A 24,371-nucleotide genomic window follows, 5' to 3' on the forward strand; every position below is an offset into this window, starting at 1 on the left:
GCGCCGGGACGGTTGGCGTCAGCCGGCGATATAGGCCTTGATCTCCTGGGCTTCCATTTCGATCGCCCGGATATGGTTCTTCACCACGTCACCGATGGATATGATGCCGGCAAGCTTGCCATCGTGCTCGACCGGCGCGTGACGGAACCTGCGGCTGGTCATCACCTCCATCAACTGGTCGACAGTGGTGTCTTCGCGACAGGCATAGACATTGGATGTCATGTAGGCCGACACCGGATTTCCGAGGCTTTCCGGGCCATCCTTGGCGACCGCCCGTGCAAGGTCGCGCTCGGTGAAGATGCCGGCGATGGTTTCGCCGGGTCCGAGGATCACCGTTCCGCCGATCTTGTTCTCATGGAGAATTTTGGCTGCATCCAAGAGGCTCGCCGTCGACGCAATGGTTATGACGTTGCGGCCCTTTTCATTCAGAATGGCTTTCACTGATACAGACATGCTTTCCTCCTTCTTGCCAGAGCGGCGGATGCATGACATCGCCGCCCGGGCACCACCCGTGACCGAATGCCGCAGAATGCGGATGGGTGAATGGTGCCAGCCGGCTGAAGGGATAGCAATATCCCGTGTGACTATAATTCCGCGGAAAGCCGGGCCGGCCGGCGCGGATCGAAGAGGTCGAGGAGAATGAAACCGAACAGGAAGCCGCCGATATGGGCTTCCCAGGCAATGCTCTGACCCTCCATCCCGGCAAAAGGAATGCCGAAGGCGAACAACAGATTGCCCGCGAGCCAGGCGACGATGAAGATGAAGGCCGTCCGGTTGCGCAGGGCCTCCATCATTGTCATCCGCGGATTGAGGTGCACATCGGCGCTGCGCAGCCCCCTGCCCTCGGCAAACACGAATCGGCAGGCAGCACCCATCAGCGCCGACACGGAACCGGAAGCGCCGATCAGCAGGCTAGGCTCGCCCCAATGCAGTCCCATGAAGAATAATGCGGACGCGGCGGCGCTCAGGATCCAGAAGACAACAAAGCGCGCCGGGCCGATCCTCAAGGCGACCGGAGAGCCGAAGGCCGCCAGCCACAGGCTGTTGAAGACCAGATGGCTGATGCCGCCATGCAGCAGAGAATAGGTCACCGGCGTCCACAGCCAGGCAAGGTCCGTCATGCCGAGCGCATAGGCGTAGCGCGCCGGGATGAAACCGAAATTGATATAGACACGATCGTTCAGTTCAGCGGAGAGCAGATAGGTCTGGATCAGATAGATCGCCGCCAGGCCGAAAATGAAGATCAGGATCACGGTCGGCAGATTGAATATCGGCGCGCGGTCGTCGGGACCTTCGGGTCCGGGCTCGGCATGTGGCTGCTTGCGCAACGTTTCTTCCATCTGAATTCCTGTACCGACACCCTGCAATGATGACCTGCATATAGGTCCGGGCGCGCACCGGTCAAAGAAAAACCGTCCAGCCATGCGGCTGGACGGTTGCGAGCCCCCAAATTTCCCGTGCCCGACATAATCTAGTGTGCTGTGAAGACCAGGTCTTCCATGACGGGAAGCATTGCCTCCCGAAATGCGTTGATGGACTTTTGTCCCACAGGGCGACGTCCGGCGCAATCGAAAGCAAAAATTAACCTTAATTCCGGCGCGTGGCACGGTTTTCGCTCCACCTGAATCCAGCGGGCGATTTTTGCCCGAGTTTGACCCGAAACGGGACAAGGCCCCCTATGGATAACAAGGTTAGCATTGAGATCTATCAATATTGGAACAGGCTGCGCGGACAGGACGCCGCGCCGAGCCGCAAGCAGATTGTCCCCTCGCAGATCGCATCCGTTCTGCCGGACCTGTTTATTCTCGAAGACGTTGCCGGCGGAACGCCGCTCTTTCGTCTGGCGGGCACCCGAATCTGTGAGATGTTCGGGCACGAGCTTCACGGCCGCCCTTTCACCGCCCTGTGGAACGGCGACAATGTCAGGAATCCCGGAGAGGTCGCAATCACCGTCATCCGCTCGGCGACACCCGTCCTTTTGACGGCAGGCGGCTATTCATACACGAAAGAGACTGATTTTACGCTGGAGATCACCCTGCTCCCCTTGCGCACCGTCGGCGACGGATGCGACCGGGCGCTCGGCTCCATGTCCGTGATCGGCCCGCGAAAGGCCATGCATGCAAGCGTGCTGGACTTCCTGACGCTCGACCGGATCGCGGAGATCGTCGACCTCCAGGCCGTCGAAGCCGACACCGCGCAAACCCTGCCCGGCCTGGCCCGCCTCGAGCATACAGGCGTGCGTCGCATCCAGACAGGACCGTTGTTCGGGCAGGATTGAACCAGCGGGTTTCAAGAGTTGCGCCAGTTTGGGCTCGGTAAACCGCAGCATTGCGCCGAGGGCGTTGCTCATTGGATAAATTTGATGTCGGCGACAAACCTTCTGTTAATGGAATCGGCAGTATTTTCCACTGGTAGAAACGTCAGAAGATCGATGACAGATGTATTCCTTTCAGCCTGCACAAGCGGTCAGAACTGGCGGCACCGAACAGAGCCGCAGTTTTCAGCGCGTTACGGTCAATATTCGCGGCCGGCTGATGCTTTCCAACTATGAGGAATACGATTGCGCCGTCACTGAAATGTCTCCAGGCGATCTTTGCATTCTCTGTGGCGGCCTTCCCCGACTGAATGAGCGCGTCATCGCCTATCTGGATCACATCGGCCGTATCGAAGGCCGCGTGCTCGAGTTCATCAAGGATGGCTTCGTGCTGTCGATCAGCGCCACGGGCCGCAAGCGCGAGAAGCTGGCGGCGCAGCTGACCTGGATCGCCAACAAGCATGAACTCGGTCTGCCTGAAGACCGCCGCCATGACCGACTGACACCGCGCCACTCGCGCACGGAGCTGCTGCTGGAAGAGGACGGCCGCCGCTTCGAATGCAACATCATGGACCTTTCGCTGTCGGGCGCCGCGGTCGACATCGAGTTCCGTCCGCCGATCGACACCGCTGTGCAGATCGGCAATATCCGCGGCCGTATCGTCCGCCACTTCAAGGAAGGCGTCGCCGTCGAGTTCACGGCGAAGCAGACGCACGAGTCTCTCCGCGCCTTCCTCTGATCCACCTTCGCCGCCATCCAGGACCCTGCCAGCGCAAGCAGGCGCGTGCTCGCGTCAGGCGATATTCGTTCCTGCGCATCGAATAACATCGCCGTCGCACAGCCTCATGTCAGGCCCGACCTCGGCCGCGACCTCACTCTTTGGCGCACGAACAGCGATATCCGTGAACTGGAAAGCCTTCATTAAGGACGTTTGTACGGACCGAATTGTTTTCGGCGATCAATTTTCGCGCTCCGGCATCACATTTTCGGCTTCAAGCCAGGTGTAGCGAAGTGGCACAGCGTGCTCCTTCCAGCTTGATGTCATCGGCCCCGGCGTCAGTCCATGCCGGCGAGAATCGCAACGTGGCGTGAATTTTCACATCAATTCAATGACATGCCGGCGCCTTCCAGGCGACCTGGCGACACCGGTAAAATTTGATGCAAATTCATCTCAAATACAGGGCAAATTTGAACGGCATTTTAGTCGAGTTTTCAGCGCATTTAACTCTATTAAGCTCTTAATTTTACTACGGAATTTTGCGAGCGATAAAAATCTGTGTGGCACTGTTTTCTCCGTAAACGGGGAGAATAAAAATGACGAAAGCCACACAAGGGAAGTTGAGTGTCCTGTCGTTCATTCTGACACTTGCGACAGCCGGAATCGCCCAGGCGATGCCAGCCAACATGCTGACCACCGGCGCCACAAATCCGCCGATCGGCCATTACGAATTCTGCAAGAGTCATGGCAACGAGTGCAAGCCGCATGGCCGCGATCCTGGACCCATGCTGCTGACCGAAAGCACCTGGAAGGAAATCCTGCAGGTCAATTACACCGTCAACACGCAGATCCAGCCGATGACGGACGAGGAAATCTACGGCGTCGAGGAACGCTGGGCCTACCCGACCACGGTTGGCGACTGCGAGGATTTCGTCCTGTTGAAGCGGAAGATGCTGATGCAGGCCGGAATTTCGGAAGACGACCTGCTGATCACCGTCGTGCTGCAGCCGAATGGTGAAGGCCATGCCGTGCTGACCGTCCGGACGGACCGCGGCGACTTCATTCTCGACAACATGCGCAACAAGGTCCTGCTCTGGTCCGACACCGAATACACCTTCATCAAGCGTCAGGCCTCCGACAATCCTGGCCGCTGGGTGCGCCTGCAGGACGGCCGCGCAACGCTGGTGGGCTCGGTCAAGAATTAACGGTGACGTCGGATTGGTCGAAGCAACCGATCCGACATTGCCAGGAAAAGGCCCGGTCACCCCCCGCACCCCGTCCCCGACCGGAGCCCAGAGCCGATCCCGCTTCCCCGGGGTCGGCTCACTTTTTTAAGGCCAGAGCCATCTCGGTCAGGAGAGCACGACGTCGGCCACCGCGGTGAAGCCCGACAGGACGAGCGTGCCATAGCAGAGCGACCAGAGAGCCGTCAGCGCATAGAGCACAGCGAGCTCGATGCCATACTCCCATCCCTTTCCCTGAAAGCGCCTCGCCTGCTCCCACAGGATCGCGGGGCCGGCTACAAGCGCCAGCATCCAAGGCAGCAACCTTCGCTCGATGCGGAATCCCTCCTGCCGCTGGACTGGCCAACGGGCCGCGAGATGATGGCGGGTTATATCCATCAGAGCGATCGACAAGACGAAGCCGAGGGCGGCAGCCATGGCGAAACCTGCAAAGTTCATCGAATTTTAACCATAAAACAGGACTGTTGAGGTTCAGTGCTGCAAGTGGCGTGCCGCAGTCCTCCGTACCGACCTGATACAGATGTCCGTCCATCCATTCCGTTGGCCGGATGCAACAAACGGAAGCCTAGATGTCCATCCCGTCAGCCGAAGACGAACGGCAACTGCCGCTGCTGTCCAACCGCTTTCTCTATCGCGTGACCGGGACGATCGCCGTCCTGGCGGCGTTGACGGCGCTCATCAGCCTGGCGGGTCACTGGCTTGGCCGCGAACTGAGCGCCGTTGGGCACACTGACAGTCAAGAAACGGTCTCCATCGCAATCGGGCGCGACCTGCTGGCCATTCCGGAGAACGAAATACGCTTTGCGCGCCAGCGTGTTTCCGGCGCCGCCGACAGCGTCGACCTCTATCTGAGCTGGCCGGCCATGAAGGGTTACACCACCGCCTCGGCACAGACCTTCACCAATATAGAGAAGTCCAACGATCTGATTTTCCTGCAGATTTCGCAGGCAACCATGTCGCGGGACATGTCCGGCCGGCTTGAGCCGATCTACCGGCAGCTCTTCGAGGGAGAACCGCAGGCCGGACCGAACGGCCTGACACTGCACCATTTCAAGCAGGCAAGCGGCTACGGCAACGAAGTGATGCTGACCTTTGCGATGGCCAACCAGGCGGACTATGCCGTGCGCTGTATCCTGCCGAACGACCCGGCTGCAGCAACCAGCGGCGACTGCCAGCGCGACATCGCGATCGGCCAGGATCTCAGCATTCTCTACCGCTTTTCCAGCGCCCGCCTTCAGGACTGGCAGGCGCTTGATGCTGCCGTGCGGAGCCATGTGACCGCCCTGCTGGCGCGGCAGTAAGACCAGGCTCGGCCAACCTCCCTTCCCTCAAAAGCTCAAAAAAAAGGAAACCTATTGTTCATTATAAACGGATTGGTAACGGGACGGGGATAGCATCCTTAACAGTTTTCACCGCTCCAAAACGAGACGGCAATCAAACCCAAAACGACAAGAGTGTATCCGTGCAGAGCGTCCGCTTTTCAAGTTTCCGTTCCTTCTTCTCCCGCTCCTCCCTTCGCAATTTGGCTATTGCGCTTTTCTCGTTCATCTCCCTTTTGGCCGCCTCGCATACCTCTGCTGCGGCGGCGCAATATGCGGGCATCGTCATCGACGCGAAGACGGGACAGGTCCTCTACAGCAGCGATCCGGACGGACGCCGGTATCCCGCCTCGCTCACCAAGATGATGACGCTCTACCTGACCTTCGAGGCGCTGGAAGCAGGTCGAATGTCGCTCGACTCCTCGATCCCGGTGTCGTCTCATGCTGCCTCGGAACCGCCCTCCAAGCTCGGTGTGCCGGCCGGCCGCACCATCACGGTGCGCCAGGCGATCCAGTCGCTGGTCACGCGCTCGGCCAACGACATGGCGACCGCCCTTGGCGAATATCTTGGCGGCTCGGAGACCGGTTTTGCCCGGATGATGACCAACAAGGCCCGCTCGCTCGGCATGACGCGCACCGTCTACCGCAATGCCAACGGCCTTCCGGACACGCAGCAGTACACGACGGCGCGTGACCAGGCGATCCTCGGCATCGCGCTGCGCCAGCACTTCCCGCAGTATTACGACTTCTTCTCGACCCGGTCGTTCAAATACGGCAACCAGACCATCGGCAACCACAACCGCCTGCTCGGCAAGGTGCGTGGCGTCGACGGCATCAAGACCGGCTACACCCGCGCCTCTGGCTTCAATCTCGCCACGTCCGCCGAAGTCGGCAACCGTTCGATCGTCGGCGTCGTCCTCGGCGGTACCTCCGGTGCATCCCGCGACGCCAAGATGCGCCAGCTGGTCGAGGCCTACCTGCCGAAGGCCAAGAGCACTTCGCGTGTCAGTTATATCATCCCGCGCGCCGGCACGAATGCCGTTGCCATGCGCAAGCTGGATCGTCTTGACGACGCCGTTCCGGTTCCGCAGCAGCGATACGACGTCGAAGTCGCCTCGAACGCCTATGCTCCGCCGATCCCGCAAGACCGCGCCGTCTCTGCGATCAGCAGCGGCCTCGTCGAGGAAACCACGGACGAAGAGGAAGTCGCGGACGTCGTTCCCGCACCTGCCCCGGTTCCGGCACACGAAGACACCAAGCCCAACGCGGTCGACCATCTCCAGACTGCATCCACGACGACACCCTCTGGCTGGGTCATTCAGGTCGGCACGTCGCCCGACCGGGACCTCGCCCTCGGTCTCCTGCACAAAGCGCAGGCCAAAGGCGGCAAGGTATTGCGTTCCGCCACCCCATTCACCGTTGCCTTCGAGAACAGCGGGCAAAAGGTCTATCGCGCACGTTTCGGCGGCTTTTCCGGCCAGACGAGCGCAGTCAATGCATGCCGCAGCCTGAAGCGGGCGGGCATCGGATGCTGGGCATCCCAGCAGTAGCAATCGCACGCCGCAAGGCGTCCGTCGCGGCCCGCATGGTCACCGCGAGAAGAATTGGAATGGGGCCTTTCCGGGTCTTGTATCGGCCCTTGGCCCCGTTCCGGAATGTGTGCGGTATCCGCTTAGCGGATGCCTCCTCGGTCAAGTATTGAGTAGCGAGGTTTGTTATGGCTCTGAACGAAAACAGCGCGGGTGACGACATCATCCAGACGGACGAGCGGAAGGCGAAACGCCCCGGGCTTCACCCCCTTCACGAAGCGGCGATGCGGATTGCCGATCTCGGCTTTACCCGTCGGGAGAAGACCAAGGAGCTTGTGTCGGCCCTTCTGAGCCACGGCGCGCGCGCCTGGCGCAGTTCGCAGCCGCCCGCCCACATGCATCTGCATCTGGCGAACTACAGCGGCCGCTGCCCGGTCTACCTGAAACTTCGTTGACTTATTAAGCCGGCGGGCGCCAAGCCCGTCGCTTCCCTCGCCCGGCCTCTAGAGCAGACCGAGTTCCGAGAGTTCGCGCGCGAGATCTGCCGGCATGTCGGCGTCGGCGCCGCCAATCCCTTTCAGGTCCGGCGGCGCATCCTCGGGGCGCAGATATCTCCAGCCCTGAAAGGCCCGCCGCGGCTGCGGCGCGGTTTCAATGACCTCCGGTCCCAGCATCAGACGGCATCGTCCAATTCCATCGACATCGGTGAAGGTTTCAATCCCGATGATCATCTGCCGGGCCAGCACCTGCCCCTTGATCACCCAATAGAGCGAACCGCCGTCGAGGATCTCGTCGGCCTTCTTCGGCACCATCCGGGTCGTGTGAACGCTATGCGGCTCCAGGCCGGCGGCAATCGCCGTCATGGCCCGGTCCGCGACCCATTCCTTCAGGTCATCGACGCTGTCGGCGCCGACGCAGAGTTTGATCATATGGAGGCTCATGTCCCCTTGAAACGCTCAAGCGCGGCAAAGGTCAAGCGCGGACATGTCGCAGCGACCGATGATGCCCTCAGCATTCCACAACATTGACCGCAAGACCGCCGGTGGAGGTCTCCTTGTACTTCTCGCTCATGTCGTTTCCGGTCTGGCGCATGGTTTCGATGCAGGCGTCCAGCGGCACGAAGTGCTGGCCGTCGCCCTTGACGGCGAGGGACGCGGCGGTGACCGCCTTGACGGCCCCGAGAGCGTTACGCTCGATGCAGGGAACCTGGACGAGGCCGGCGACGGGATCGCAGGTCATGCCGAGGTGATGCTCGAGCGCGATCTCGGCGGCATTCTCGATATGCTCCGGTGAGCCGCCCATGACCGCCGCAAGCCCGGCGGCCGCCATCGCGGAGGCCGAGCCCACCTCACCCTGACAGCCGACCTCGGCGCCGGAAATAGACGCATTGTGCTTGATGATGCCGCCGATCGCCGCCGCGGTCAGCAGGAAGTCGCGGATGCCTTGAGCATCGGCGTCTTCGTGAAAATGCTCGTAGTAGCGGATCGTCGCCGGCACGACGCCGGCCGCCCCATTCGTCGGCGAGGTCACCACGCGACCGCCGGCGGCATTCTCCTCGTTGACCGCCATGGCGTAGACGCTGAGCCAGTCATTGGCGAGAAGCGGGTTCAGGCGGTTGGAGCGCCAATCGCTGACGAGCTTGTCGTGGATACCCTTCGCACGGCGGCGGACCTTGAGCCCGCCGGGCATGATCCCCTCCTTCTGCAGGCCGCGTTCGATACAGCTGCGCATGGCGCCCCAGATACGGTCGAGGCCGGCGTCGAGCTCCTCTGCGCTCATCACCGCCTCCTCGTTCGCACGCTTCATCTGGGCGATCGTCAGGCCGGAGGCGTGGGCCATGTCGAGCATCTGCTTGGCGCTGGCGAAGGGATAGGGAATCTTCACGTCGCTCTTCGGCGTCTTCTGCCGGCGCATGGCGTCGAGCTCCGTGTCGGTCACGACGAAGCCACCGCCGATCGAATAATAGATGCGCTTCAGGATCAGCCGGCCATCCTGGTCAAGGCCGCTGATGGTCATGCCGTTGGCGTGTCCAGCAAGCGGCTGCTTGCGATCGAAGACGAGATCGGTATCGGGCTGGAACTGGTAGCTCGGATGGCCTGGAGGCGAGATGCGGCCGCTCCTGCGCACCGCCTCGACCAGTTCGTCCATCTTTTCCGGATCGACCGTATCGGGGCGCTCGCCGACAAGACCGAGGATCACGGCGCGGTCGGTGGCATGGCCAACGCCGGTATAGGCGAGCGAACCATGGAGGCTCACCCGAATGGCCGAGACATGCGCGCCGGCGGGTCGCGGCCATTCATCCGACAGGATCAGGTCGAGAAAGCGGTTGGCCGCCGACATCGGCCCCATCGTGTGCGAACTGGACGGACCGATCCCGATCTTGAAAACGTCAAATACGGAAAGAAACATGCGTGGCCTGCCGGGTTTGGGACTATCTGACGCGAGCTTACGCGAACATCAGCTGAAAGCGACAGCAATCGCACGCCATTCCATGGCACAGCTACGACATAAGATGACCGGGAACCCAGGGCTGGATGCAAAAACAGCGTGGCTTGGGTCGGCCACGCTGTCTTCAAAACTTTCTTGTCTCGGGATCGGCTCAGATGCTGCCGAAGAGATAAGCTATCGCGAGAATTCCGACAAAGCCCATCACTGCGCGAATAGTGACGCCCCAGCAAGACTTCCGAATGGTGTCTTCCATAATGACTCCAGATTGTTCCGCATCTTCCGCGACAGGCGCTGTTGCCCGTCTGCTATGGCGATCATTTATTAAATTCCGTTAAGCTTCGCAATCGCAAAAAATGGCGAATCCAAGGCGAATTGCGCAAGCCTGTCATGCAGCTGTCGCATAACTCATTGAGTTCAATCAGATTTGAAGCGTCCCGATTCGGCACAAGAGCATTTTTCACTGGTCACAATTTGTGCCAACCTCCTAACGCTACTTAACCATAAACGGGCCTCATCCGGCCGCGCGACCGACGGCAGAGAATCAGCTAGACAAGGGACATGACGCCAGCCGACTATTTTTCCCTGCTGCTCTTTCTGGGCCTTTGGGTGTTCTTCTCCCTGGCCACCGGCGGAACGCGGCTGATCAAGCGCAAGAGCCTCAGCCAGGCGGTCGCCGATCATCGCCGCCGCTGGATCCTGCATTCACTCAAGCGCGACCTGAAGATGATCGACACGCAGATCATGGCGGGCCTGCAGAACGGCACGGCGTTTTTCGCCTCGACCTCGATCTTCGCCATGGGCGGCTGCTTCGCCCTACTCGGCGCCACGGACCAGGCCGACGCGATCTTCCGCGACCTGCCCTATTTCTTCCATGGCGGCCGGCCGATCTTCGAACTGAAGGCCGGTGGGCTGGCGGTCATTTTCGGCTATGCCTTCTTCAAGTTCGGCTGGGCCTACCGGCTCTTCAACTACTGTACCATCCTGTTCGGCGGCCTGCCGATGTCGAAGGAGGCGGAAGCCGATCCGGAGGCGGCCGCACTCGCGGCCGACAAGGTGGCCCGGATCAACATCCTTGCAGGCCGGCACTTCAACGCCGGACTTCGCGCCATCTTCCTGTCGATCGGCTATCTCGGCTGGTTCATCCACCCATACGTCTTCATCGCGACGACGCTGTTCGTGATGGCGATCCTGACCCGCCGGCAATATTTCTCGCATGCGCGGGCGATCCTGATCGAGAAGATCCCGCCATCAAAAGGCCATGCTCTCCCCCTTGATAGGCCGCGCTCCGGTGAGGAGCGGAACCAGCTGATCTGAACGGAAAGAAAAGCACCATGGCGACTGCCCTGGACGGCGCTCCCACGACCACTCCCACCAGGGGGCGCTTCAGCAGCCTCGACATGCTGCGCGGCATCGCGCTCCTGGCAATGGCGAGCTATCACTTCTCCTGGGATCTCGAATTCTTCGGCTATCTGGAACCGGGGACGGTCGCGCATGGGCTGTTCAAGGATTATGCGCGGCTGATTGCCGGCACCTTCATCCTGCTGGCCGGGATCGGGCTGGTGCTCGCCCACCGCAACGGCATCCGCTGGCCGGGCTTCTGGCGGCGCTTCGCGATGATCGTGGCGGCCGCCGCCGTCATCTCGATCGCCACATATTTCATCTTTCCTGACGCGTGGATCTTCTTCGGCATCCTGCATTCGATCGCCGCCATGAGCCTGATCGGGCTTCTGTTCCTGAGGGTGCCGTCGGTCGTGCTTTTCCTCCTGGCGGCGGCCTCGCTCGCCGCGCCCTATTATCTGAAGACGCCGGCACTCGATGCCTGGTATTTCTGGTGGACCGGCTTGCAGACCGTGGTCCCGCATTCCAACGACTATGTGCCGCTGTTCCCCTGGCTCGGGCCGTTCCTGGCGGGCATCGGCATCGGCAAGCTCATCGTTGCCTTCGGCGTCCCGGAACCTCTCAGCCGGCCGGCCGGCCCGCGCAATGTGCTGGCGTTCGCCGGCCGCCACAGCCTCAGCTTCTACCTGCTGCATCAGCCGGTGCTGATCGGCGTCGCATATGTCCTGTCGCTGGTCGTTCCGCCGGCGGCCGCCGATCCGGTCGTCGGCTATGTGAATTCCTGCCAGGCGTCCTGCAGCGCCAACAACGACGCGAAGTTCTGCCAAACCTTCTGTGGCTGCACGGTGAACCGCATGCTCGAACAAAACCTGTTCACAGAGTTCACGACCGGCAAAATCGACGCCAAGGACCAAAGGATTGCCACAATCGCCAACGAATGCAGCCTGGTGCAAGAATAAGGGTTCACCTTCAGCATCATGAACGCATATCGTATCAAGCCGCTCCGCTTTCCGTGGGCTCCGGTCTACTATCTGGCCGCAGGCCTGACGGCCGTCGGCTGTGGCGCGTTCCTGCCGGTTTCCAGCCTCGAGCACGGGCATATGCTGGCCATGTCGGCCGGCCTCGTCCTCGCGCTTGTGGGTGTTGCTCTCGTCATCTGGGCGATCGGCGTCCTGCTCAGCCATCGCACACCCGTGCTACCGATTGCCAGCGCCCGCCATCTGGTGACGTGTGGACCTTTCCGTATCTGCCGCAACCCGATCTACCTGGGTTACACGCTCGTGCTGATCGCGCTGGCGCTGGCGACGGACAATGCGTGGTTCGCCTTCTTCGGGTTCGCCGCCGCGGTGGCGACCAACCTGGTGGCGGTCAAGGCCGAGGAAAAGCATCTGCTCGCCCGTTTCGGAATCGAATTCGAGCGGTACTGCCAGCGAACCCGCCGCTGGATCTGAACCCTTTTTGGGAAAGCCCCCCGGCCCGTCGTGCAGCCGACGGATGGGCTCAGGTGCCCACGCCGATTTCTGCCAAGCGCGTCAAGCACGCTTCCTCGACGGCGTCAAGTTCGGCAAGCGTCTCCTCGATGTCCTTGCGCTTCTGGCGCAGGTCATCGCGCTTCTCGTCGACGCGCTCCATCAGCAGTCGAAGCTGACCCGCCTCGCCCGGCGGTTCCTTGTAGACCTGGATGATCTGCCGGATTTCGGCGATGGTGAAGCCGATGCGTCGGCCGCGCAGGATTTCCTGAATGAGACGACGATCCGCCGCCCGGAACAGGCGGGTCCTGCCGCGTCGCTCGGGGTGAATGAGACCTTCGTCTTCATAGAAACGCAAGGTACGCGTCGAAACCCCGAATTCGCGCGTAAGCTCGGTTATGCTGTAGTACTTTTCCACTTTAGTCCGCCCTTCAAGTCAGACGGACATTTTATTGACTTTTACGTAATAGTCAATTTTTGCGGCAATGGCGCTATATGCCAAACCCGAACCACCAGCTCGCCAGTCCGAGAAAGGCGAAGAAACCGGTGACGTCGGTGACCGTGGTGACGAACACCGACGATGCGATAGCGGGATCGGCGCCGAGCTTGTCAAGAAGCAGCGGCAGCAGGATACCCGCCATGGCGGCGGCCATCATGTTGATGATCATCGCCGCGGCGATCACCCCGCCCAACTGCGGATTTCCGAACCAGAAGCCGGCGGCCAAACCGATGAGGATGGCGAAGAGAATGCCGTTTGCCAGACCAACCCCGGCCTCTCTTCGGATGATGCGGCCGGCATTGTAGATATCGAGATCCCGGGTCGCAAGCGCCCGAACCGTGACAGTCATCGTCTGCGTGCCGGCATTGCCGCCCATGGAGGCGACGATCGGCATCAGCACGGCGAGCGCGATCATCTTCTCGATCGAGGCGTCGAACAGGCCGATGACGGAGGCCGACAGCATCGCCGTGCCCAGATTGATCAGCAGCCAGAGGAAGCGGGAGCGCACCGTGGAGGCGACATTGTCCGACAGCTCTTCGTCGCCGACGCCGCCCATGCGCTTGATGTCTTCTTCGGCTTCCTCGTGGATCATGTCGACGACGTCGTCGATGGTCAGGACGCCGACCAGACGACCGTTCTCGTCGGTGACGGCAGCCGAGAGCAAGTCGTACTGTTCGAAGAGTTGCGCGGCCTCTTCCTGGTCCATCTCGGCCGGAATCGGATGATTGGTGTCGCGCATGATGTCGTCGACCTTGGTCTGCCGCTTGGCGCGCAGGATACGGTCGAGATCGACGGCGCCGAGAAGCTTGAAGGTCGGATCGACAACGAAGATCTGGGTGAAGCTCTCCGGAAGGTCTTCGTCCTCGCGCATGTAGTCGATGGTCTGGCCGACGGTCCAGAACGGCGGCACGGCGACGAACTCCGTCTGCATCCGGCGACCGGCCGAGCTTTCCGGATAATCGAGCGCGCGGCGCAGGCGGACCCGTTCTGTGAACGGCAGCTTGGAGAGAATCTCCTCCCGATCCTCGTCGTCGAGGTCTTCGAGAATGAAGACGGCGTCGTCCGAATCGAGTTCGGTGATGGCGGCCGCCACCTTGTCGTTCGGCAGCTGCTCGACGATCTCGAGGCGGATGGCTTCGTCCACCTCCGTCAGCGCGGTCATGTCGAACTCGTCGCCGAGCAGATGGACCAGCGCCAGACGCTGTTCGGACATCAGGGATTCGAGAAGATCGCCAAGTTCGGATTCGTGAAGTGACACGACATGCTGGCGAAGGTACAAAAGATCGCGGTCGGCAATGGCGGCGCCGACCATGGCGAGGAAGTCGGAGCGAATCGAGCCGTCCTCGTCATAGATGTCTTCCTGCTCGATATCGGCAGGGCGCTCGCGGATGTCTTCGTCGGTATCTGTCATATGCCGGCTGTCTCCGCAATTCCTACGCAGCCGCCTCGCCCGGTTTCCCTCAAGGCAATGGTGGCTGAAAACCCAATGTCAACAAGACGATAAAAAGACTGCGCAGCGTCCGCGCCAAGCCCCCTTTAACTTTGCTAACCCATTAAAATGGGAACGTCCACCTTTGTTGATGGTTCCCTTGCAAATTGCCTTGACCCGGCAAAGTCTGGTTCTAGAACGATCCCAATTCCGACCTGCAGGAGCCGTCATGGCCGTCAGACAGATCCTTGCCTTCCCCGACCCGTTGCTCGAACGGAAGGCCGAAACCATCACTGAATTTGACGATAAGCTCAAGCAACTTGCGGACGATCTACTCGACACGATGCGGGCAGCGCCGGGCGTCGGTATAACGGCGCCGCATGTTGGCGTCATGATGCGGCTCACCGTCATCGAACTCGACCGCAAGGCGCCGCCTAAGTTCATGGTCAATCCCGTGATCCTGGACGCTTCAGCCGATCTCGCCACCCACGACGAAGGCAGCGTCTCCATGCCGGGCGCCATCGCGCCGGTCACGCGGCCGAAGACGATTCGCGTGCGCTACCAGACGCTGGCCGGGGACGTTAAAGAGGAGGATGCCGACGGCTTCCTCGCCACTTGCATCCAGCACGAGGTCGATCAGCTGGACGGCATCTTCTGGCTGAGACGTCTGTCCAAGCTCAAGCGCGACCGGCTCGTCAAGAAATGGTCGAAGGACAGGGCCGGTGAAGGACTGATCAAACCTCGTCGGTGACCGTCGGTCCGAAAACGGATTCGAAGGACTCGCGCAGCAGGATGTCGACGTCGTGCATGGCGACCGGCAGGCCGAGATCGACAAGGCTGGTGACGCCGAATTCGCTAATGCCGCAGGGCACGATGCCCGTGAAGTGGTCCAGATCCGGATCGACGTTCAACGAGAAACCGTGAAAGCTGACCCATCGGCGCAGGCGGATGCCAAGTGCCGCCACCTTGTCCTCGGCCACCGCGCCGTTCGGCAGCAGCGGCTTTTCCGGACGGCGTACCCAGACGCCCACCCTGTCCTCGCGTCGCTCGCCGCGAATGTTCATCAGATCGAGTGCACCGATCACGACGTCCTCCAGCGCGGCGACAAAGGCGCGGACGTCCTGCTTGCGCTTCTTCAGGTCGAGCATGACATAGCCGACGCGCTGGCCGGGGCCGTGATAGGTGTATTCTCCGCCGCGTCCGGTGGCATAAACCGGGAACCGGCCGGGCATCACGAGGTCCTTCTCGTCGGCGCTGGTGCCAGCGGTGTAGAGTGGCGGATGCTCCAGCAGCCAGACGAGTTCGGGCGACTCGCCGGCGGCGATCGCCGCCACCTCGCGTTCCATTGTCGCCAGCGCCTCGTCGTAATCGACGGGACTGCGGGCAATTCGCCAGCGAACCGGCGGCGTGCCATCCACAGGCAACATCGATGTCCTGATTTCCGTCCGCTGCATCATTTCAAACCGTTTTGAACCAGATTGTTGGCGCTTTCTGGCAGAATTGGCACCGTCCAGCAAGTTCGCCATAAATAGGCATCACCGCGAAAAATCCCCAGCCCGGAGCGTGGGAAAAAAATCTGTCACACTGCTCTTGTGCACCCCCCATGCTTTTGCTACATGCACCGCGCCGACAGCAAATCGGCCTACCACGATGCGGTCGTGGCGGAATTGGTAGACGCGCAGCGTTGAGGTCGCTGTGGGGCAACCCGTGGAAGTTCGAGTCTTCTCGACCGCACCAAAAAAACCCGGCTTCAAGCCGGGTTTTTTGTTGTCTGCAAATGAGTTGCGAGACGGAAGACGCGACAGCCTCAGGCGTCCTGCCTGGCCGTCTCCAGCCGGGCGATATTGGCGGACAGGCCATCGATCAGCCGACCCATTTCACCGTACATGTCGGTCAGGCGTGACAGTTGCGCACGCATCAGTCCGATCGACGCGCCGGCGTCCGTTTCCGGACCTGCACCCTGCCCCGTCATCAACCACACCGGCGACACGCCGAGAATGCCGGCAAGATTGACGAGCCTTGACGGGCGCGGTTCGGCCCGGTCGCTTTCCCAAGCCTGCAGTGTCGCGAGCTTGACGCCGAGCTGGTTGGCAACCGCCTTGATGTCCATGCCTGTGGCATCCCTCGCCGTCGACAGCCGGCCACCAAGCGTGTCGTCGCTGTCTCGACCCATCGCGCCGGATTCTATTGCTGCTTCCACCCTGTTCTCTCCTTGTCTGGCGCCTGCCGCCTCTTGAGCGAGACGAAAGTACGCGCGGTTACGAGGCGCTCCGGCAAAACTGGCGCGGCGTCGAGCCACGCGGCCGGAACAATCTACGTCCCAAGCGGGCGGCGCTTGTCAGCAATATTCCGCCCCCTTCAGTTGTCGGGATGGCTCTTCATAAGGCCTTGGACCGAAAAGAGCCACCCCCGGAGGCTCTTTGGCGCCTAGCGGCGGGTTCCGCTATTGATTCGCGCATCGCTTGATGATTGAGATTGCCGGCCATATCACCCGGTCGAATCCCACATGTCACACACCGCATCGCAGTCCACGGAAAGCCCGCTTCAGGGCGTCATCCTGATGGGCGCAGCCATGTTCATCCTGCCCGTCATGGACGCCATCGCCAGACATATGGCGATCAGCGAAGGCATGGCGCCGGCGCAGGTGACCTTCTATCGCTTCCTGTTCCAGCTGGTGGCAATCATCCCCTTGTTCATGATTCCCGGCACGCGGCCCACGCTCCGCTCCGAGCGCCCGTGGCTGAACATCTTTCGTGGCGTGCTGCATGGCGGCGCGACGCTCTGCTTCTTCACCGCCGTCAAATACATGCCGTTCGCGGACGTGTTCGCGATCTATTTCGTCGAACCCTTCATCCTTACCGGTCTCTCCGCCGTCTTCCTCAAGGAACAGGTCGGATGGCGACGCTGGACGGCGATCGGCATCGGCTTCATCGGCGCGCTCATCGTCATCCAGCCGAGTTTCGAGCAATTCGGGTTGATCTCGCTTCTGCCGCTCGGCTGCGCGGCACTCTTTGCGTTCTACATGTTTCTCAACCGCGCTGCTGGCGTGAAGGATGCGCCGGTGACGATGCAGACCATGGCCGCGATCGGCGGCATGGCGATCATGAGCCTGGCACTTGGAACGGCGGGCGCCGCCGGCTTGCCGGATTTCGCGCCATCGCTGCCGAAATCGCTGTCCGGCCTGCTCCTGCTTCTCCTGCTCGGGGCAATCTCCGGCTATGGCCACATCCTCGTCGTGCGCGCATTCCGGCTGGCGCCGATGTCGCTGCTCGCCCCGCTGCAATATTTCGAGATCATTGCCGCAAGCCTGCTCGGCTATTTCCTGTTCGGGGAATTTCCGAGCGCCAGCAAGTGGCTGGGGATTGCCATCATCGTGGGATCCGGCCTGTTCATCATCTGGCGAGAACAGGTGCGCGCCAGCAAGGCGTCAAAAAACGCAGCAAGCCTTCATTAACCATCGGATTTTTCATTATCTCAACGAATGCCCACTAGGCTTTCCTCAGTTTCATGATGAAACCGGAGAAAACCATGAATGGATTTCGCCTCGCATTTCCGGCAAGTGCAATTGCCGGAAAGAACGAGCTGTCGGCCGCCGACGTGGCCATATTGCGCAAATACATCTTTCCAAATGGCGTCCTCTGCCATCAGGACGTCACAACCCTTCTGGTGCTGAACGGCTGTTGCCCGGTGAAGTGTCCGGAATGGGAGCACTATTTCGTCGAATCGCTTGCCCAGTTCGTCCTCCACTATTGCTATCCGCAGGGGTCGCTGGATGAGGTCAATGCGGACTGGATAGAAGCGACGCTCGCCACCGACGGGATCGTCAACTCCAGGCTCGAACTCGATGCCCTGCTGCATATCATGGATCTCTCGGTCGAAGTGCCGCCGAGCCTGTCGCGACTGGCGCTCGACCAGCTCCGCCATGCGCTGCGGGACAACACCGGTCCGCTTCGTTCGCCGGCGAGGTCAGAAACCGCGGGGCTCGACAGTGCCGACATGGCCTATGTCATCCGTGTGCTGCGCAACGATTTCGCCGGAGAGCACCTGCGTCTTGCGAGAGAACAAATCGGTGCGCTCCTGCGGATCGGAGACGTCGTCGCGGACCGCGACAATGTCGGCGATTGGGAGCAGTTGCTACAGGCGATAAGCCTGCGCCGGGACCCCCAGCCCGTCCGCTACCCTGCCCTGCCGCTTGCCACGAGAAGGCGGGAAGGCTGAGGCCGGCGCTCGTCCGGCGGCATCAGTGACGCGACGTCTAAAATTGCGCGCATGATGGCGGGGCTTTGTTAAATCGCGCGTGGCAGGCTGATCTCGGCTGGGAAAACCATGGGAAGAGGTCGAACATGAACTATGCGATAGCCGCGGTTTCCCTTCTGGTCCTCAATCTCGGGATTCTCTGGCTGCTGATGGCAGCGCCGATCGGGCTGCGCACGATCCGGGTTCGACGGCATTTCGAGACAGAACCGTCGCGGATCTGGGAAGCGTTGTATCCGCTCGGAAAGACGGCCGACTGGCACCCGTCGGTGCTTTCCAGCCATCCCCTGCCCGCAGAACCCGGCATCGTGGAGCGCAGCCTGTCGCACCTCGACCGCAAGGGCCGCCCGATCGTGCGCCGGCTCGCCGTCGAGAAGATGCCCGGCGCGGAGTTTGCCTATGAGGCGAGGATCGTCGAGGACAGCGCCCTCGACGCCTCCTTCTGGCATGCTTATGTCGAGCGGACGGCAGTCACGCCGTCGGAAGGCGGCTGCGAGGTGACGATCGAGCATACGGATCACTATCGTGGCCTGGCATTCATGATCTTCCGCTATTTTGCGATGCGCCGCGAAGTCCGCGCCCTGGGGCAATGGCTCAAGTCGGGCCGCAGCTCCACCTCCGGTCTGTTCGAGCATCCGCTGACGCAGGTCGGCATGGCCGTGCTGTCAACGCTGATCCTGTGGCCGTTCTTCGGCCTCAACCCGGCGGGGCTGATGCTCTCCACGATGCTGACCGTGGTGATCGTCATCCACGAACTCGGACACATGGCGGCCTACCGCGCCTTCGGCCACGCATCGGCGCGCATGATCTTCATTCCCCTGCTTGGCGGCGTGGCGATCGGCGGCAGGCCATACGACACCCGCTTCGAGGTCGCGACATGCGCGTTGCTCGGCGCCGGCATGTCGGCCCTGCTCTTTCCTGTCCCCGTCCTCTTTCATCAGGCGGTGGAGGCCGGCCTCTTGCCGCAATCCCTCGATCATCCGGCGCTGATGTTCCTCTTGATCCTTGGCGCTTTCAACCTGCTCAACCTGCTGCCGATGTCGCGTTTCGACGGCGGCCAGATCCTCCGGCAGCTTTTCGATTCCAAGCGCATGCTGGTAACCGCGAGCTTCGGAATCGCCTGCGTCGTCCTGTGGATCGGCTACCGAATCGACCTGCCGCAAAATGCGCTGCTCGCCGCCATGGCGGTCTTCACGCTGGTCAGCCTGCTGGGCGCCTCGAATGTCAAGCCGCGCTTCGCGCTCGGCGAGATGTTGCCCGCGGAGCGGCTGATGGCGGGGTTCGGCCTGTATGCGGCGCTTTTCATCCACGGCTATGCCGTGATCTACGCCTGCGACCGCCTTTTCGGCTAGACGGAACCCCGCATGCCATTCGACCGGCCGCGGCGCGAAAAGGCCCTCGGGCGTCGTCTTTGCCCTTGAGATTGCCGCGCTCCCCGTGGCAAAGTCCGCGTCAATCAACGCATCTACAAGGGAGAAACATCCATGGACGTTCGCGCCGCCGTCGCCACCCAGGCAGGCAAGCCTCTCGAGATCATGACCGTTCAGCTCGAAGGCCCGAAGGCCGGCGAGGTGCTGGTCGAGGTCAAGGCAACCGGCATCTGCCATACGGACGATTTTACGCTGTCCGGCGCCGATCCGGAAGGTCTCTTCCCGGCCATTCTCGGCCATGAAGGCGCCGGTATCGTCGTCGATGTCGGCCCGGGCGTCACCTCGGTGAAGAAGGGCGACCACGTCATCCCGCTCTATACGCCGGAATGCCGTTCCTGCCCGTCCTGCCTCTCGCGCAAGACCAATCTCTGCACCGCGATCCGCGCCACCCAGGGCCAGGGCCTGATGCCCGACGGCACCTCGCGCTTCTCGATCGGCAAGGACAAGATCCACCACTACATGGGCTGCTCGACCTTCGCCAATTACACGGTTCTGCCGGAAATCGCCGTCGCCAAGGTCAATCCCGACGCGCCCTTCGACAAGATCTGCTACATCGGCTGCGGCGTGACGACGGGCATCGGCGCCGTCATCAACACCGCCAAGGTGGAGATCGGCGCGACTGCCGTCGTCTTCGGCCTCGGCGGTATCGGGCTCAACGTCATCCAGGGCCTTAAGCTTGCCGGCGCCGACATGATCATCGGCGTCGACCTGAACAACGGCAAGAAGGAATGGGGCGAGAAGTTCGGCATGACGCACTTCGTCAATCCGAGCGAGATCGGCGAAGACATCGTGCCCTATATCGTCAACATGACGAAGCGCGGGGCCGACCAGATCGGCGGCGCGGATTACACCTTCGACTGCACCGGCAACACCAAGGTCATGCGCCAGGCGCTCGAATGCTCGCATCGCGGCTGGGGCAAGTCCGTCGTCATCGGCGTCGCCGGCGCCGGCCAGGAAATCTCGACCCGTCCGTTCCAGCTGGTCACCGGCCGCAGCTGGATGGGCACGGCCTTCGGCGGCGCGCGCGGCCGCACGGACGTGCCGAAGATCGTTGACTGGTACATGGAAGGCAAGATCCAGATCGACCCGATGATCACTCACACGATGCCGCTCGAGGACATCAACAAGGGCTTCGAGCTGATGCATTCGGGCGAATCGATCCGCTCGGTCGTGCTCTACTGATGCCTGCAAAGGGCAGCTATCAGGTCGACGTGCGGAAGATGGAGGCATTTTCCGCACGCGATCTCTATGCCCTCTTGAAATTGCGGGTCGACGTCTTCGTCGTCGAGCAGGCTTGCCCCTACCCCGAGCTGGACGGCAAGGACGTCGATGCGCTGCACTTGCGGTTGCTCGACGGCCAAGAACTGCTGGCCGCCGCCCGCCTGTTCATTCCGTCAACGGAAGACGCTTCGGCGCGTATCGGACGGGTCGTCGTCTCGCCCGACCATCGCGGCCGGCGTCTCGGCGAATCGGTGATGCGCGAAGCGATCGCCATATGCGAAGAACGGGCTGCGGGCAGAGCCATAGCGCTTTCCGCCCAGAGCCATCTGGCGAAATTCTACGCCTCGCTTGGCTTTGCGCCGGTCTCGGAAGAATATCTGGAAGACAATATCCCGCATATCGACATGCTGCGGCCCGCTGCCGTGGCTGTCGCCTGACAGAATGGCCGCCTCGCAATGATTTATGTCGACGCCGATGCCTGTCCCGTCAAACCGGAAATCCTCAAGGTTGCCGAGCGCCATCACCTGCCGGTGACACTGGTCGCCAATTCCGGCCTACGGCCCTCGCGTGACCCCATGGTCAGGATCGTCATCGTCTCGGCCGCCTTCGATGCGGCCGACAACTGGATCGCCGAGCGCGCCGGCGCCGGCGACATCGTGATTACCGCGGACGTTCCGCTTGCAGTGCGTTGCGTCGAGGCCGGCGCGATGGTGACGGGGCCGACGGGCCGGATCTTCGACAGCACCAATATCGGCATGGCGAGCGCCATGCGCGACCTCTCCCAGCATCTGCGGGAGACGGGCGAAAGCAAGGGCTATAACGCCGCATTTTCGCAGCGCGACCGTTCCAACTTCCTGCAGGTCCTCGACCAGCTCTGCCGTCGAGCGGTCAGCGCCGCTTCAAACGAAGATCAGGGCTGACCCATGGCGAAGGCACTCTCGAGTTTCGTTCACACACGCCATGGACCATTCATCATCGGCGTCGCCGCTAGCGCTGTCGCCGCCATTCCATCCATCCTCGTCACGCCAGCCATCGCGGTTCAACTGATCACGATCGCCTTCTTCGTGGCCTATCTCGCCAGCATGGCGGTAAAGATCCCCCAACTGACCGCGGCGCAGTTGAAAAATCACGCGGCCAATTCGGACGAGCCCACCTGGCTCATCGTCTTCGTCGCCCTTGTGGCGGTCGCGGTCTGTGTCGTATCGCTGTTTACACTGACGATCGACAAGGGATCCACCGGGACACTCGTTCTTGCCCTCGCCTCCGTCATTCTCGGCTGGATGACGATCCATACCATGACCGCCATGCACTATGCCCACCGCTACTGGCAGCCTCACCCGACAGGCAAAGGCGGCGATCGCGGCATTGCTGGCGGGCTGGATTTCCCGGGCAACAACGAGCCGAACGGACTCGACTTCCTCTATTTCTCATTCGTCATCGGCATGACGGCGCAGACTTCGGATGTCGGTATCACCACGTCGCGCATGCGCGGCATGAACCTTCTCCACGCGGTCATTTCGTTCTTCTTCAACACCATTCTCATCGCCGCCGCAGTGAATGTCGCGGTGTCGATCGCCTGAACAGAATCAGCGGAGTTTCCCCATGAAGACCATTTCCGAAAACCTGTCCTTCGGCGGCAAGCAGGGCATCTATTCGCACGCATCAGAAGCCTGCGGCTGCGACATGACCTTCGCCGTCTTTGTTCCGCCACAGGCCAAGGACGGCCCTCGTCCCGTGCTCTGGTATCTGTCGGGTCTCACCTGCACGCATGCGAACGTCATGGAGAAGGGCGAATACCGCCGGCTCGCCGCCGAGCTGGGACTGATCATCGTCTGCCCGGATACGAGCCCGCGCGGTGACGACGTCGCCGACGAGGCGGACAACTGGCAGATGGGCAAAGGCGCAGGCTTCTATCTCGATGCAACCGAAGAGCCGTGGTCAAGGCACTACCGGATGTACAGCTACATCACTGAGGAACTGCCGGCCCTGATCGCCGAAAACTTCCCGGCCGATATGAGCCGCCAGGGGATATTCGGACACTCGATGGGCGGCCACGGCGCGATGACCATCGCGCTGAAAAATCCCGACCGCTTCAAGTCCTGCTCGGCCTTCGCGCCGATCGTCAATCCGATGACATCCTTCTGGTCGGAGCCGGGTCTTGAGAAATATCTGGGGTCCGACCGCTCCGCCTGGCGCCAGTATGACGCCTGCGCGCTGGTCGAGGACGGCGCCCGCTTTCCCGAATTCCTCATCGATCAGGGCAAGGCCGACGGTTTTCTCGATAACGGCCTGAAGCCGTGGCTGTTCGAAAACGCGATCAAGGGGACGGACATAAAGCTCTCGCTCAACATGCGCGAGGGCTACGACCATTCCTACTACTTCATCTCGACCTTCATGGATGACCATCTGCGCTGGCACGCCGAGCGGCTGGGGTGAACCTTAGCAGGCCTCGGCCCGGTAACCTTCCCAGCCGGTGCGGCGCAACTCGCAGGCGGGGCATGCGCCGCAGCCGTAGCCCCACGCGTGCAGGATCGTGCGATCGCCCCTGTAGCAGGTGTGGGTTTCGCGGCGGACGAGGTCGACCAGCGTTTCGCCGCCGAGCTCCGCCGCCAGCTTCCAGGTCTCGGCCTTGTCGATCCACATCAGCGGCGTATGGACGACGAAGCGGCTGTCGAGGCCGAGCGTCAGGGTGACCTGCAGGCTCTTCAACGTATCGTCGCGGCAATCCGGATAGCCGGAATAATCCGTCTCGCACATGCCGCCGACGAGATGGCGGGCCTTGCGGCGATAGCCAAGCGCCGCGGCGGCGGTGAAGAACAGGAGATTGCGCCCAGGCACGAAGGTGTTCGGCAGGCCCGCCTCCGTCATCTCGATTTCCATGTCGCGGGTGAGCGCGGTCTCAGAGATCGCGCCGAGCAGCCCCATGTCGATCATGTGGTCCTCGCCGAGCTTCGCCGACCAGTGCGGGAAAGCGTCGCGCAGTTCGGCGAGAAAGGTCTTGCGCACATCGAGTTCGACCGAATGCGACTGGCGATAGTCGAAGCCGACGGTTTCGACCGCATCGAAGTTTTCCAGCGCCCAGGCGAGGCAGGTAGCCGAATCCTGACCGCCCGAGAACAGAACCAGTGCTTTTCCCTGCATACTAAATCCAGTCTTTTG

General features: G+C 61.6%; 28 protein-coding genes and 1 tRNA gene. 19 read left to right on the plus strand and 10 right to left on the minus strand.

Annotation, left to right across the window (positions count from 1 at the left end):
• Window positions 1–18: 18 nt before the first annotated feature.
• Together ACU5AY_RS07865 and ACU5AY_RS07870 are read right to left on the minus strand one after the other, a co-directional pair.
• A complete protein-coding gene (locus ACU5AY_RS07865; protein ID WP_446824211.1) occupies window positions 19–453 on the minus strand; it encodes a CBS domain-containing protein in 435 nt (144 codons plus the stop codon).
• 131 nt (window positions 454–584) lie between these two features.
• Window positions 585–1,340 (minus strand): rhomboid family intramembrane serine protease, encoded by a 756-nt coding sequence (locus ACU5AY_RS07870; protein WP_446828643.1) that lies wholly within the window; start codon window positions 1,338–1,340, stop codon window positions 585–587.
• Window positions 1,341–1,678: 338 nt separating this feature from the next.
• Here ACU5AY_RS07870 and ACU5AY_RS07875 point away from each other — a divergent pair, with 338 nt between their 5' ends.
• The 3 genes from ACU5AY_RS07875 (at window position 1,679) to ACU5AY_RS07885 (ending at window position 4,237) form a co-directional block, all read left to right on the plus strand.
• Window positions 1,679–2,278 (plus strand): PAS domain-containing protein, encoded by a 600-nt coding sequence (locus ACU5AY_RS07875; protein WP_446828644.1) that lies wholly within the window; start codon window positions 1,679–1,681, stop codon window positions 2,276–2,278.
• A gap of 160 nt (window positions 2,279–2,438) precedes the next feature.
• The gene (locus tag ACU5AY_RS07880) at window positions 2,439–3,053 is read left to right on the plus strand and encodes a PilZ domain-containing protein (protein ID WP_446824214.1); all 615 of its coding nucleotides are present in this window, start codon (window positions 2,439–2,441) and stop codon (window positions 3,051–3,053) included.
• A 575-nt stretch (window positions 3,054–3,628) separates the two neighbouring features.
• Window positions 3,629–4,237 (plus strand): transglutaminase-like cysteine peptidase, encoded by a 609-nt coding sequence (locus tag ACU5AY_RS07885; protein WP_446824215.1) that lies wholly within the window; start codon window positions 3,629–3,631, stop codon window positions 4,235–4,237.
• 147 nt (window positions 4,238–4,384) lie between these two features.
• Here the strand turns inward: ACU5AY_RS07885 and ACU5AY_RS07890 are convergent, their stop codons facing one another.
• Complete coding sequence (locus tag ACU5AY_RS07890; protein WP_446828645.1) at window positions 4,385–4,714, minus strand: hypothetical protein; 330 nt, start codon at window positions 4,712–4,714, stop codon at window positions 4,385–4,387.
• A 131-nt stretch (window positions 4,715–4,845) separates the two neighbouring features.
• Between ACU5AY_RS07890 and ACU5AY_RS07895 the strand changes: the two genes are divergently transcribed.
• The 3 genes from ACU5AY_RS07895 to ACU5AY_RS07905 all read left to right on the plus strand — a co-directional run bounded on the left by ACU5AY_RS07895 (window position 4,846) and on the right by ACU5AY_RS07905 (window position 7,579).
• Window positions 4,846–5,577 (plus strand): hypothetical protein, encoded by a 732-nt coding sequence (locus ACU5AY_RS07895; RefSeq protein ID WP_446828646.1) that lies wholly within the window; start codon window positions 4,846–4,848, stop codon window positions 5,575–5,577.
• A gap of 161 nt (window positions 5,578–5,738) precedes the next feature.
• Window positions 5,739–7,145 carry a D-alanyl-D-alanine carboxypeptidase gene (locus ACU5AY_RS07900; RefSeq protein WP_446828647.1) on the plus strand — a complete coding sequence of 469 codons (1,407 nt, stop codon included), beginning with the start codon at window positions 5,739–5,741 and terminating at the stop codon, window positions 7,143–7,145.
• 167 nt (window positions 7,146–7,312) lie between these two features.
• Window positions 7,313–7,579: a hypothetical protein gene (locus ACU5AY_RS07905; protein ID WP_446828648.1), complete on the plus strand. Its 267-nt coding sequence runs from the start codon at window positions 7,313–7,315 to the stop codon at window positions 7,577–7,579.
• A gap of 48 nt (window positions 7,580–7,627) precedes the next feature.
• Here the strand turns inward: ACU5AY_RS07905 and ACU5AY_RS07910 are convergent, their stop codons facing one another.
• Together ACU5AY_RS07910 and ACU5AY_RS07915 are read right to left on the minus strand one after the other, a co-directional pair.
• The gene (locus ACU5AY_RS07910; RefSeq protein WP_446824219.1) at window positions 7,628–8,065 is read right to left on the minus strand and encodes a DUF1489 family protein; all 438 of its coding nucleotides are present in this window, start codon (window positions 8,063–8,065) and stop codon (window positions 7,628–7,630) included.
• Window positions 8,066–8,132: 67 nt separating this feature from the next.
• The gene (locus ACU5AY_RS07915; RefSeq protein WP_446828649.1) at window positions 8,133–9,533 is read right to left on the minus strand and encodes an L-serine ammonia-lyase; all 1,401 of its coding nucleotides are present in this window, start codon (window positions 9,531–9,533) and stop codon (window positions 8,133–8,135) included.
• 597 nt (window positions 9,534–10,130) lie between these two features.
• Between ACU5AY_RS07915 and ACU5AY_RS07920 the strand changes: the two genes are divergently transcribed.
• Genes ACU5AY_RS07920 through ACU5AY_RS07930 form a run of 3 tightly spaced genes read left to right on the plus strand, consistent with a single transcriptional unit; the run spans window position 10,131 to window position 12,361 of the window.
• Window positions 10,131–10,886 (plus strand): DUF599 domain-containing protein, encoded by a 756-nt coding sequence (locus tag ACU5AY_RS07920; protein ID WP_446828650.1) that lies wholly within the window; start codon window positions 10,131–10,133, stop codon window positions 10,884–10,886.
• Window positions 10,887–10,903: 17 nt separating this feature from the next.
• Window positions 10,904–11,869 carry a DUF1624 domain-containing protein gene (locus ACU5AY_RS07925; protein WP_446828651.1) on the plus strand — a complete coding sequence of 322 codons (966 nt, stop codon included), beginning with the start codon at window positions 10,904–10,906 and terminating at the stop codon, window positions 11,867–11,869.
• Window positions 11,870–11,887: 18 nt separating this feature from the next.
• Complete coding sequence (locus ACU5AY_RS07930; RefSeq protein WP_446828652.1) at window positions 11,888–12,361, plus strand: methyltransferase family protein; 474 nt, start codon at window positions 11,888–11,890, stop codon at window positions 12,359–12,361.
• Between the two features lie 49 nt (window positions 12,362–12,410).
• On the opposite strand, the gene ACU5AY_RS07935 is transcribed toward ACU5AY_RS07930, so the two are convergent.
• Together ACU5AY_RS07935 and mgtE are read right to left on the minus strand one after the other, a co-directional pair.
• Window positions 12,411–12,797, minus strand: a complete 387-nt coding sequence (locus ACU5AY_RS07935; RefSeq protein WP_446824225.1) for a MerR family transcriptional regulator — start codon at window positions 12,795–12,797, stop codon at window positions 12,411–12,413.
• A 73-nt stretch (window positions 12,798–12,870) separates the two neighbouring features.
• Window positions 12,871–14,289, minus strand: a complete 1,419-nt coding sequence (gene mgtE / locus ACU5AY_RS07940; protein ID WP_446824226.1) for a magnesium transporter — start codon at window positions 14,287–14,289, stop codon at window positions 12,871–12,873.
• Window positions 14,290–14,536: 247 nt separating this feature from the next.
• Between mgtE and ACU5AY_RS07945 the strand changes: the two genes are divergently transcribed.
• On the plus strand, window positions 14,537–15,058 hold the full coding sequence (locus tag ACU5AY_RS07945) for a peptide deformylase (RefSeq protein ID WP_446828653.1): 522 nt from the start codon (window positions 14,537–14,539) through the stop codon (window positions 15,056–15,058).
• Here ACU5AY_RS07945 and lipB read toward each other — a convergent pair.
• On the minus strand, window positions 15,042–15,764 hold the full coding sequence (gene lipB, locus ACU5AY_RS07950) for a lipoyl(octanoyl) transferase LipB (RefSeq protein ID WP_446828654.1): 723 nt from the start codon (window positions 15,762–15,764) through the stop codon (window positions 15,042–15,044). The genes ACU5AY_RS07945 and lipB overlap by 17 nt on opposite strands.
• A gap of 195 nt (window positions 15,765–15,959) precedes the next feature.
• Here lipB and ACU5AY_RS07955 point away from each other — a divergent pair.
• A tRNA-Leu gene (locus ACU5AY_RS07955) sits at window positions 15,960–16,044 on the plus strand.
• A 70-nt stretch (window positions 16,045–16,114) separates the two neighbouring features.
• On the opposite strand, the gene ACU5AY_RS07960 is transcribed toward ACU5AY_RS07955, so the two are convergent.
• Complete coding sequence (locus ACU5AY_RS07960; protein WP_446824229.1) at window positions 16,115–16,507, minus strand: helix-turn-helix domain-containing protein; 393 nt, start codon at window positions 16,505–16,507, stop codon at window positions 16,115–16,117.
• A gap of 306 nt (window positions 16,508–16,813) precedes the next feature.
• On the opposite strand from ACU5AY_RS07960, the gene ACU5AY_RS07965 reads away from it, so the two are divergent.
• From ACU5AY_RS07965 to fghA, 8 genes are all read left to right on the plus strand, one after another.
• Entirely contained in the window at window positions 16,814–17,761 is a 948-nt protein-coding gene (locus ACU5AY_RS07965; protein ID WP_446828655.1) for a DMT family transporter, read from the plus strand.
• A 74-nt stretch (window positions 17,762–17,835) separates the two neighbouring features.
• Window positions 17,836–18,525 carry a hypothetical protein gene (locus ACU5AY_RS07970; protein WP_446828656.1) on the plus strand — a complete coding sequence of 230 codons (690 nt, stop codon included), beginning with the start codon at window positions 17,836–17,838 and terminating at the stop codon, window positions 18,523–18,525.
• 125 nt (window positions 18,526–18,650) lie between these two features.
• On the plus strand, window positions 18,651–19,913 hold the full coding sequence (locus ACU5AY_RS07975) for an SRPBCC family protein (RefSeq protein ID WP_446828657.1): 1,263 nt from the start codon (window positions 18,651–18,653) through the stop codon (window positions 19,911–19,913).
• A gap of 132 nt (window positions 19,914–20,045) precedes the next feature.
• On the plus strand, window positions 20,046–21,173 hold the full coding sequence (locus tag ACU5AY_RS07980) for an S-(hydroxymethyl)glutathione dehydrogenase/class III alcohol dehydrogenase (RefSeq protein WP_446824233.1): 1,128 nt from the start codon (window positions 20,046–20,048) through the stop codon (window positions 21,171–21,173).
• On the plus strand, window positions 21,173–21,649 hold the full coding sequence (locus ACU5AY_RS07985; RefSeq protein ID WP_446828658.1) for a GNAT family N-acetyltransferase: 477 nt from the start codon (window positions 21,173–21,175) through the stop codon (window positions 21,647–21,649). The genes ACU5AY_RS07980 and ACU5AY_RS07985 overlap by 1 nt, the downstream gene beginning before the upstream one ends.
• A gap of 18 nt (window positions 21,650–21,667) precedes the next feature.
• Complete coding sequence (locus ACU5AY_RS07990) at window positions 21,668–22,132, plus strand: YaiI/YqxD family protein (RefSeq protein ID WP_446824235.1); 465 nt, start codon at window positions 21,668–21,670, stop codon at window positions 22,130–22,132.
• Between the two features lie 3 nt (window positions 22,133–22,135).
• Window positions 22,136–22,792, plus strand: coding sequence for a DUF1345 domain-containing protein (locus tag ACU5AY_RS07995; RefSeq protein WP_446828659.1), 657 nt, complete (start codon window positions 22,136–22,138; stop codon window positions 22,790–22,792).
• A gap of 22 nt (window positions 22,793–22,814) precedes the next feature.
• Complete coding sequence (fghA, locus tag ACU5AY_RS08000; protein WP_446828660.1) at window positions 22,815–23,648, plus strand: S-formylglutathione hydrolase; 834 nt, start codon at window positions 22,815–22,817, stop codon at window positions 23,646–23,648.
• Window positions 23,649–23,651: 3 nt separating this feature from the next.
• Here the strand turns inward: fghA and queC are convergent, their stop codons facing one another.
• Complete coding sequence (gene queC, locus ACU5AY_RS08005) at window positions 23,652–24,353, minus strand: 7-cyano-7-deazaguanine synthase QueC (protein ID WP_446828661.1); 702 nt, start codon at window positions 24,351–24,353, stop codon at window positions 23,652–23,654.
• Window positions 24,354–24,371 lie beyond the last annotated feature (18 nt).

It is taken from the genome of Rhizobium sp. PAMB 3174 (genome assembly GCF_052908375.1).